Below are 978 nucleotides of genomic sequence, written 5' to 3' on the forward strand. Positions count from 1 at the left end.
GCTGGAGCGCCTGGTCCAGCGTGCCGATGAGTGGCAGGCAGATGTCGTGGTGCCGGTCTCCGAGGGAGTCAACGGCCGCAACGTCGACCAGCGGCTGTTCCGGAGCGAGCACCCGGACCTCGCCTACCCCGGCACGTTGCTCCCGTACTCACTGTCGAACACGAAGCTGTATCGGCGCGACCTCGTCGTCGAGCACGGGCTGCGCTATCCCCTGGACCTGCGCGTCGGCAGCGACCAGCCCTTCACCCTCGCGGCGATGCGCGCTGCGCGGCGGATCGGCGTGCTGGGCCGGCCGACGGCGTACTTCGCCGTCAAGCGCAGCGATGACAGCAACATCAGCTACAAGATCGACTGGCCGACCCGGCTGGCCGACCTGACGGCCGTCGTCGAGCACCTCTGCGAGATCGAGCCGCCGGGTGACGACCGCGATGCGCTGCTCGTGCGGCACTTCTCGTGGGAGTTCGACAAGCTCCTCACCCGCGACCTGCCCCTGCTCTCCGACGAGGACGGGGCCGGCCTCGTCGCCGCCCTGGCGGTTCTCGCGGAGCGTTACCTCACCGAGGGCGTCCGGCGCCGCCTCATCGTGCCGCGGCGGATTCGCTGGCACCACGTGATGGCGGGCGACCTGGCCGCGGTGCGCGCGGCCTCGGACGAGAAGCCGCCCACCGGGACGTTGCTGGTCGATGCCGGGGGAGCGTTCCGGATGCTGCCCGGCTTCCGTGACGGGCTCCCCGACGATCTGTTCGCGATCCCGCAGGGCGCGATCACGCCGTGGACCCAGAGCATCGAGACGGACGCAACGGTTCGCCTCGACGGCCACACGATCGTCGTGACCGCGTTGACGACCACGCTCGACCCGACGTCGGCGAAGCACGCGCACGTGACGCTCGGCCCCCTGGACGGCGCCGGCGAACCGCACCCGGCCCTCGACCTCCCGCCGGCCGAGGCGCCGCGGGTGCTGGCCAGCGGCCCGGTGAC

The 978-nt window shown here is 71.9% G+C and carries 1 pseudogene; it reads left to right on the plus strand.

Annotated elements, in window-relative coordinates:
* Window positions 1–978, plus strand: a pseudogene (locus tag ACOADB_RS15600) (hypothetical protein); the annotation flags it as partial.

The organism is Nocardioides sp. CPCC 206348, assembly GCF_048654705.1.
Lineage (GTDB): Bacteria > Actinomycetota > Actinomycetes > Propionibacteriales > Nocardioidaceae > Nocardioides.